General features: G+C 71.6%; 7 protein-coding genes. 1 reads left to right on the top strand and 6 read right to left on the bottom strand.

Annotation, left to right across the window (positions count from 1 at the left end; all coding sequences use genetic code 11):
• A partial coding sequence (locus AB0C29_RS27995) for a hypothetical protein (RefSeq protein WP_360826003.1) occupies positions 1-290 on the top strand: 290 nt, incomplete at its 5' end.
• Here the strand turns inward: AB0C29_RS27995 and AB0C29_RS27990 are convergent.
• The 6 genes from AB0C29_RS27990 to AB0C29_RS27965 form a co-directional block, all read right to left on the bottom strand.
• Complete coding sequence (locus AB0C29_RS27990; protein ID WP_360826000.1) at positions 291-932, bottom strand: SDR family oxidoreductase; 642 nt, start codon at positions 930-932, stop codon at positions 291-293. It abuts the gene before it with no gap.
• A 9-nt stretch (positions 933-941) separates the two neighbouring features.
• Positions 942-1,661, bottom strand: coding sequence for a hypothetical protein (locus tag AB0C29_RS27985; RefSeq protein ID WP_360825997.1), 720 nt, complete (start codon positions 1,659-1,661; stop codon positions 942-944).
• Between the two features lie 33 nt (positions 1,662-1,694).
• Complete coding sequence (locus tag AB0C29_RS27980; protein ID WP_360825994.1) at positions 1,695-2,741, bottom strand: LacI family DNA-binding transcriptional regulator; 1,047 nt, start codon at positions 2,739-2,741, stop codon at positions 1,695-1,697.
• Between the two features lie 97 nt (positions 2,742-2,838).
• Positions 2,839-4,110 carry a DUF1996 domain-containing protein gene (locus AB0C29_RS27975; protein WP_360825991.1) on the bottom strand — a complete coding sequence of 424 codons (1,272 nt, stop codon included), beginning with the start codon at positions 4,108-4,110 and terminating at the stop codon, positions 2,839-2,841.
• A 57-nt stretch (positions 4,111-4,167) separates the two neighbouring features.
• On the bottom strand, positions 4,168-5,916 hold the full coding sequence (locus AB0C29_RS27970) for a discoidin domain-containing protein (protein ID WP_360825988.1): 1,749 nt from the start codon (positions 5,914-5,916) through the stop codon (positions 4,168-4,170).
• Between the two features lie 267 nt (positions 5,917-6,183).
• Positions 6,184-6,421: hypothetical protein (locus AB0C29_RS27965; protein WP_360825985.1), on the bottom strand; the 238-nt coding region annotated here is incomplete at its 5' end.

Below are 6,421 nucleotides of genomic sequence, written 5' to 3'. Positions count from 1 at the left end.
CGGCCCACGCCGACCGGTGCCTCGAGGTGCTGCACACCGAGCTGGCCGACGTCGGCCTGGCCCGGCCGCTGGGCCATGCCCCGCGGCCGGTCGTCCCGCCGACCGGCGTCGCGCAGGTCTTCTTCTCGGACCTGCTCATGCGGGACCAGATCAACCAGGCGATCCGCAACACCGACGGGTCGGCCGCGGTGGTCGCGGAGGTACGCCAGGACGTCGCCGGGCGCACCGAGGCGGCCCGCGCTCACTGGAGCGGACTGATGCGCGAGCGGCAGGACCTGCTGACGGCGTGACTACAGCGCGGCCAGCGCTTCCGGGATCGGGGTGTCGCCGGCGAACAGCTCGAACGTGGTGCCGACGGTGGCGGGCGTGGTCAGCACGGCGGCCAGCACCGCCGCCACGTCGTCCCGCGGCACCGGTCCCCGGTTGCCCAGCTCGGCCGAGACCCGGACCAGGCCGGTGCCGGGATCGTCGGTGAGCGAGCCCGGGCGCACGATCGTGAAGTCGAGGCCGCTCGCCCGGACATAGTCGTCGGCTTCGGCCTTGGCCTGCAGGTACGCCCGCATCGACTCGCCCGCGGAGTCCGGCCGGTCGGCGCCGATCGAGGAGACCATGACGTAGCGGCGTACCCCGGTGGCGCGGGCCGCGTCGGCCAGCTTGACCGCACCGCCCAGGTCGACCGTCCGCTTGCGTGCGGCCCCGCTGCCCGGCCCGGCGCCGGCCGCGAACACCACGGCGTCGGCGCCCTTCACGTACGCGTCCAGCGTCGCGTCGTTCTCCAGGTCACCGACGACCGGGACCGCACCGAGCGCGGTGAGGTCGGCGGCCTGGGCGGGTGAGCGGATGAGGCCCCGGGCGGTGTGCCCCTGGCCGGCCAGCAGACGGAGCAGGCGGAGAGCGACCTTGCCGTGGCCGCCGGCGACGAGAATGTCCATGACTCTGTTCTACTCCGCCGGCTGCGGGACCGGCTGGAACGCGACGTCGGTCACGTCGGCCGCGAGCTCGGTGAAGTCGGTGCCGTAGGCGGCCGGCTCGACGATGCGCAGCACCAGCGCGAAGGGGCGGTCGGCGCCGTACCGGCGGGCCAGCTCGGGGTGGTTGGCGGCCAGGTAGCGGGCGCCGGCGAGGTTGCTGCCCGCGCTCAGGCCACCGATGAAGAACACCGGGTGCCCACCCGCCGGTCCCCAGCACCGGGCGAGCAGGACGTAGCTGGTCTCCGGGGTGAGGACGTACTCGGTGCCGCCGACGGTGAACGACAGCCGGGGCTTCTCGTCGTCGAAGATCGCGTACGTCACGCCGCGCAGGATCGTGCGTACGTGGGTGGCGCTGCGCGGGCTGGCGCCGCCGGGGCCGCCGACGCAGAACTCGGTGAGCCGGCCGATCTCACCGGTCGGCTGGTTCTCCCCGACCCGGTCGGCGTGCGCGCCGCACTCGCGGGCGATGGTCGCCAGCTCCACCAGCGCGGCGACGTCGCGGCGGTGCACGCTGAACTCGCGCGGCGACGAGGCGTGCCGGGACACCACCAGCAGGCAGCTCGCGCCCTCGGTGAGACCGAAGAAGGCGCGTTCGCGGCTCAGCTTGCGGCGGCGCAGCAGGAAGCCGGCGAGCCAGACGGCCGTACCGGCGATGACGCTGGCCAGGAGATTGATCGCAAGGTCGCCCACGCGGTCATGATGGCCGATGTCGTCGACCGGGCTTCACGCGGACTCGCGGATCACCAGCGTCGGCTGGAAGGTCACCGAGCGCGGCAGCCGGCCGGGCGAGGCGATGTGGGCCATCAGCACCTCTGCCATCTCGGCGGCCATCTCCTCGACCGGCTGCCGGATGGTGGTCAGCAGCGGCCGGCAGTCCAGAGCGGCGCTGCTGTCGTCGAAGCCGACCACGGCGATGTCGTCGGGGACCCGGCGGCCGAGATCCTGCACCGCGCGCAGCGCGCCCTCGCTCATCAGGTCGCTGGCCACGAACAGGCCGTCGATGTCGGGGTGCTCGGCCAGCAGCCGGCGGGCGCATTCCTCGCCGCCGTGCCGGGTGAAGTCGCCCTCGATCGACGGCACGTCGCCCAGGCCGCGGTTGGCCAGGAAGGACCGGAAGCCGTCGAGCCGGTCGGAGCCGGCCGGGATGTCCAGCGGCCCGCTGATCGTGGCCAGCCGGCGGCAGCCCCGGCTGAGCAGGTGCTCGGCGGCGAGCCGGGCGCCGAGCCGCTGGTCGACGTCGACGAAGCTGGCGGCCAGCGGCGACGCGGGCCGGGCCGAGACGACCGCCGGGATGCCGAGCTCGTGCACCTGCCGGGGCAGCGGGTCCTGCTCGTGGCTGCTGATCAGCAGCACCCCGTCGACGTGGCCCTGGCGCAGGTAACGGATGACGTGGTGGTGGTCCGTCGAGTCGGTCGGGATGATCACCAGGTGCACGTCGTGCGGGCGCAGCGCGCCGGTGGCGCCGGCGGTGATCCGGCCGAAGTACGGATCCGTGAAGATCCGGTTGAGGAACGAGGAGTTGTGCGGCCGGTCGGGCTCGGAGATCACCAGGGCCACGGAGTTCGACTTGCGGGTGACCAGCGAGCGGGCCGCCACGTTGGGCACGTAGCCGGTGTCGGCGATGGCGCGCTGGACGATCTCGCGGATCTTGGCGTCGACGCTGGGGGCGCCGTTGATCACCCGGGAGACGGTGGCCCGCGACACCCCGGCCGCCTCGGCGACCTGGTCCATCGTCGGGTGCTGCCCTGCGCGGGAGGGCCGGGTAGTCATGGCGTCTGTTATAGCACCAGGCGTTTTCCGCTTGAGAGCGCTTTCACGCCCGGAGCCGCCGGGGCGGCGACGAGCCCCGGCGGCTGCGGACGTCATCTCACGGCCGTCCGTTCGTGCCGCACTTGACGATGATCCGGATGCAGTCGTTCACCCGGCGGGCCATCTCCTCGACCGGCCAGGCGTTGAAGAAGTCACCGTGCATGCTGTACCCGTTGCCGGAGGCCAGCCGGAAGTTGGCCGGATTGCCGCTGACCGGGTAGCGCATGACCTGCCGCAGCTTCGGCACGACGACCGGGTGGGTCGCCGGGCAGGCGGCGTTGACCGGGTACGCCATGTGGCTCTTGTGGTCCGGCGAGTCCAGGTCGCGGCCGTTCCAGCACTGCGGGAAGTCGAGGTACGACTCCAGCATCGTGCCGGCCGGGCACTCCACGAAGTCGTGCGACGAGCCCACCTGCCCCGCGTGCAGGCACGACCAGCGCGAGTTCGACGCGTCGGCCGGGCCGGTCGCCTTGGCGTTGCCGGCCACGATCCGCAGACCGAACGGCAGCGGCTGGGCCTGGGCGATCAGGTCGTCCCGGACGCCCTCACCCAGGTAGTAGAAGATGCCGGTGGTCGGCTCGACCGGGGTGTTGCCGTTGTAGAAGGTCGGGATCCAGTACGACGACTTGTCGATCGACGGGTTGCAGTTGCTGTTCGCGTTGAACAGGTCGTTGACGGTCGAGTTGGCGTTGGTCACCGTGCTGCCGAAGAAGCTGTGCATGTGCGAGGCGCCCGGCATGTTCGGGAACACGATCGGGTCGTCGGGCAGCCGGTGGCTGAACGGGCAGTCCGCGAGGAACTCGGCCACCCGGACGGCGCCGGGCGGGATCGTCGGCGGGGGAGCGGTGCCGCCGCCGCTGCCGTACACCTCGAACTCGGCCAGCGAGACGCCCCACTGGGTGGCGCGGGCGGTGGACTGCAGGCGGACGTAGCGACCGGAGCCGGTGACGGCGACGGTCTGCCGGCCGCCGGTGCCGGCGACGTTGGCCTTGATCGTGGTCCACGAACTTCCGTTGGCCGAGGTCTGCAGGTTGAAGGTGCGCGAGTACGCGGCTTCCCAGTCGAGCACCACCGAGGAGAGGGTGGCGGTGGCGCCGAGGTCCACCTGCAGCCACTGGGGGTCGCTGAACGCGCTGGACCAGCGGGTGCCGGGGTTGCCGTCGACGGCGTTGGAGGCGGGGAAGGCCGCGGACTCGAGGGAGGAGGCCGTGGCCGGCCGGTTCGCCGACAGCAGCCCGTCGGCGGCGCTGGCCGAGCCTTGCGTGATGGCCACGAAGCCGGTGAGGACGGTCGCTACCGCGGCCGCGGTGAACAGAGGTCGTTTGCGCATGGGGATCCTTCCTGGGCCGGGGCGGGCGGGGAAACCCGCCCCGGCGCGGGGGTCAGCTCACTTGTAGACGCGGACGTAGTCGACGAGCATCCGGGCCGGGAACGGGGTGGAGGCGTCGATGGGACCGGGGAAGTCGCCGCCGACGGCCAGGTTGAGGATGACGTAGAACGGGTGGTCGAAGATCCACGGTCCGCGGGTCGCCTCGACGGTCGCCTTGCTGGCGTAGAACACCTGGTTGCCGTCGAGCAGGAACTTGATGCCCTTGCTGTCCCACTCCGCCGCCCAGACGTGGAAGTCCTGTGACAGGTCCACCGTGGCGTACTTCTGGCCGTAGCCGCCGGCGCCGTTGTACTGCGGGGCGTGCAGCGTGGAGTACGCCTCGCTGGTGTTGCGGCCGAGGACCTCCATGATGTCGATCTCGCCGTTGTACGGCCACGGGCGGCCGGTGAGGAAATCGGCGCCCATCATCCAGAACGCGGGCCACAGGCCGTTGCCCTTCGGCACCTTGATCCGGGCCTCGACCCGGCCGTACTGGGTGGTGAACTTGCCGCCGGTGTTCATCCGGGCCGAGGTGTACTCGCGCCCGTTGGACGCTTCCTTACGCGCCTCGATCACCAGCTGGCCCTGGCCGTTCATCTGCGCGTTGTTGCTGTTCTCGGTGTAGTACTGGACCTCGCCGTTCTGCGGCACGCCCGGGTCGTAGGTCCACTTGGCCGTGCTCGGCTTGGTGCCGGCCGGGTCGTTGAACTCGTCGTTGAAGACCAGCCGGCTGGCCGGGAAGGCCGGGTCGGCGGGCTGGGCCGGCGGTGCGGTGGGGGCGCCACCGGTGCCGTAGACATTGAAGTCGTAGAGCGAGTAGCCGTACGGGGTCGCCCGGGCGGTGCCGTACATCCGCACGTAACGGCCGGTGCCGCTGACGTTCAGCACCTCCTTGAAGCCCTTGCCGGTGGTGGTCGAGTAGATGTCGGTCCAGCTGCTCGCGTTCGGCGACACCTGGATCTTGTACGAGGTCGCGTACGCCGGGTCCCACTGCAGCTCGACCCGGCTGATCTGGGCCGTGGCGCCGAGGTCGACGTAGATCCAGCCGGGGTCGACCCAGCCGGTGGTGGAGCTGGTCGCCCAGCGCGTCGCCGGGTCCAGGTCGAAGGCCTTGCCGACGGTGCACGGGTTGCAGTTGACGTCGTTCTGCTCGCTCGACGCCGCACCCGGCTTGTTGTAGGACAGCAGCGTCGCGCTGCCCGCGGGCGGCGGCGTGGTCGGGCCGGTCGGCGGGGTGGTCGGCGTGCTGCCGCCCGCGAAGACCTGGAACTCCCACAGCGAGTAGCCGTAGATGGCCAGGGCCCGCTCGGTCAGGTTGAGCCGCACGTAGCGGGTGTTGCCGGCGACCGTGATCGTCTGCTCGCCGGCGTTGCCGCGCAGCGTGCCCGTGGCGTTGGTGAAGGTCGTGCCGTTGGTGGAGAACTGGACCGTGAAGGCGGTCGCGTACGCGGCTTCCCAGTTCAGCTTCACACTGCTGACCGCCGTCGTGGCGCCGAGGTCGACCTGCAGCCACTGGGCCGCCGCGAAGGCGCTGGACCAGCGGGTGCCGGTGTTGCCGTCGGTGGCGGCGGAGGCGGGCGTGCCCTCCCACTCGACGGAGGAGGCGGTGGTCGGCTTGCCCTGGGAGACCACGACCTCGGCCGCGTCGGCGTTGCGGACCGTGGCGACCAGATAGGCGGCCAGCAGCCCGAGCAGCGCGAAGGTGAGCGCGGCGATCCGCACGGGCGCCAGGCGGCGCCCGCCGGTTCGGAAAACTTCAGGACTCATGGACGGTCCTCCTTGCGGGGAATCAAGAGGTGGGGACACCAGCGGGATGTGTCGGAGCGGTTTCAGAACTGCTTCGGGGATGAGAAAGCGCTCTTTGGTACGTCACTCTGAACCGCCGGTTAACGGGTGTCAATGCCTGCTAGAGCCTCGGGAAGCGCTTTCTCATCCGCGTTCTCGCCGCGCGAGGCGGATCGATGCAGGTGAACGGGCACGCGGGGCGATCAGTGGCCCCGCCGGCCACGCCAGGTTCCGGAACCGGGCGGAAGGTCAGCGGGCGTGCGCCGCCGGCTGGAGAGCCGTCGCGACGAAGGCGGTGACGAGCCGGGTCCAGAACACCGGCCGTCGCAGCAGGGTGTGCGTCTCGCCGGGAACCGGCACGAACGAGGCGCCGATCCGGGCCGCGTACGCGGCGGACGACCGCGGGTCCGTCACCCGGTCCGCGTCACCGTGCGCGATCACGATCGCCGCGCCGGGCCGGGGCGCCGGCTCGCCGGCCTCGATCCAC

This window comes from Actinoplanes sp. NPDC048791, from assembly GCF_040650095.1.
Classification (GTDB): domain Bacteria; phylum Actinomycetota; class Actinomycetes; order Mycobacteriales; family Micromonosporaceae; genus Actinoplanes.
Note: the sequence above shows the minus strand (reverse complement) of the source record. Positions and strands in the feature narration are given on the sequence as shown.

Bases quoted from the DNA above. Each gene is read 5' to 3' on its own strand.
- AB0C29_RS27970 (WP_360825988.1), bottom strand. From the start codon at position 5,916: ATGAGTCCTGAAGTTTTCCGAACCGGCGGGCGCCGCCTGGCGCCCGTG.
- AB0C29_RS27980 (WP_360825994.1), bottom strand. From the start codon at position 2,741: ATGACTACCCGGCCCTCCCGCGCAGGGCAGCACCCGACGATGGACCAG.
- AB0C29_RS27975 (WP_360825991.1), bottom strand. From the start codon at position 4,110: ATGCGCAAACGACCTCTGTTCACCGCGGCCGCGGTAGCGACCGTCCTC.
- AB0C29_RS27990 (WP_360826000.1), bottom strand. From the start codon at position 932: ATGGACATTCTCGTCGCCGGCGGCCACGGCAAGGTCGCTCTCCGCCTG.